Raw genomic sequence first — 1505 nt, forward strand, 5'->3', positions numbered from 1 at the left:
CGGGCCGCAGGTCGTGGCGCGGCGCGCCCGACGCCTCGGCGTTCCCGCGGGCGGCGTGGACCCGGGCGGTGACGCGGGTGGTGCGCGACTCCCCCTCCGAGGCGTTCGGCTACACCGACCCGCGCGGGCGGCCCGAGCTGCGCCGGGCGTTGGCCGGCTACCTGGCCCGCGTGCGCGGCGTCCGGGTCGACCCGGGGCACCTGGTCGTCTGCTCCGGCTACACCCAGGCGCTGAACCTGGTGACCGCCGTGCTGGCCGGGCGCGGTGCGCGGACCGCCGCCGTGGAGGACCCCGCCATGCCCGACCACGTCGCGATCGTCGCCGGACGGCTGCGGGTGCTCGACGCGCCCGTGGACGCGGAGGGCATGGTCCTGGACGGCGTGACCGGGGCGGACCTGCTGATCTGCACGCCCGCGCACCAGTTCCCGACGGGTGTGAGCATGTCGCCGGAACGTCGGGCCCGCCTGCTGTCGATGGCGCGCGACACGTGGGTCGTGGAGGACGACTACGACGGCGAGTTCCGCTACGACCGCCGACCGGTGGGCGCGCTCCAGCCGCACGCGCCCGACCGGGTGATCTACGTCGGGTCCACCAGCAAGTCGCTCGGCCCGGCGGTCCGCCTGGGCTGGATCGCCTGCCCGCCCGCGCTCCTCGACGACCTGGCGGAGGCCAAGCGGCTGGCCGATCGCCAGACCTCGCCGCTGGACCAGCTCGCGCTGACCGAGCTGATCGAGTCCGGCGGCTACGACCGGCACCTCAGGTCGTCACGGCTGGCGTACCGGCGCAGGCGTGACGACCTCGTGCGCGCCGTGGCCGACCGGCTGCCCGACGCCGAGGTCGTGGGGATCGCGGCGGGGCTGCACGCCATCCTGCGCCTGCCACCCGCGCGGGAACTGGACTTCGCCGTCCGGCTGCGCTCGGCCTCGGTGCGGGTGCCGGCGCTGGACGGGTACACCCGGTCGGACACGTCCCACCCCGTCGGTCTGGTGGTCGGGTACGCCACGCCGCCGGGTCACGCCTACTCCGCCGCGGTCGGCGCACTGCTCGACGCGCTGAGGTGACCTGCCCTGCCTCGCACCGCCACGCGCGACCGCCGGAACGACCGCGCTCCACGCCGGTTCCCGGTCGCGCCGCATCGGGTCCGTGCGCAGGAGGGCTGCACGCCGCGACCGCGACACCCGAGAGGTCGATCCGGCACGCCCGGCGGCCACTCTCCGTCCACCCGGCACAGCACCACCCGTTGCGGCGGAAGGCGGGTCACCACCCGGCGGTGCTCGCGGGGAACTCCTCCGTGCCCAGCACCCCGAGCAGCTCCACCCGCTCGCGGGACTCGGCGTCGGCCGGGGTGAGCACCAGCAGCTGCTGGCTCAGGTCGGGCGTGACCAGGGTTTCGCAGTCCAGCCGCAGGCGGCCCGCGCGCGGGTGCAGCAGGGTCTTGACGGCGACGCGCCGGACCGCCACCTCGTGCTCGGCCCAGAGCCGCCGGAAGTCGGCGCTCGCGACGC

At 76.3% G+C, this 1505-nt stretch carries 1 protein-coding gene and 1 pseudogene; one reads left to right on the forward strand and one right to left on the reverse strand.

The annotated features are described in order from the left end of the window. Positions 1–1061: PLP-dependent aminotransferase family protein (locus AB0G02_RS39700; protein ID WP_360805542.1), on the forward strand; the 1061-nt coding region annotated here is incomplete at its 5' end. Positions 1062–1257: 196 nt separating this feature from the next. On the opposite strand, the pseudogene AB0G02_RS39705 reads toward AB0G02_RS39700, so the two are convergent. Further along, a pseudogene (locus tag AB0G02_RS39705) lies at positions 1258–1505 on the reverse strand (transcriptional regulator); the annotation flags it as partial.

Origin of the sequence: Actinosynnema sp. NPDC023658 (assembly GCF_040639995.1) — a bacterium.
Lineage (GTDB): Bacteria > Actinomycetota > Actinomycetes > Mycobacteriales > Pseudonocardiaceae > Actinosynnema.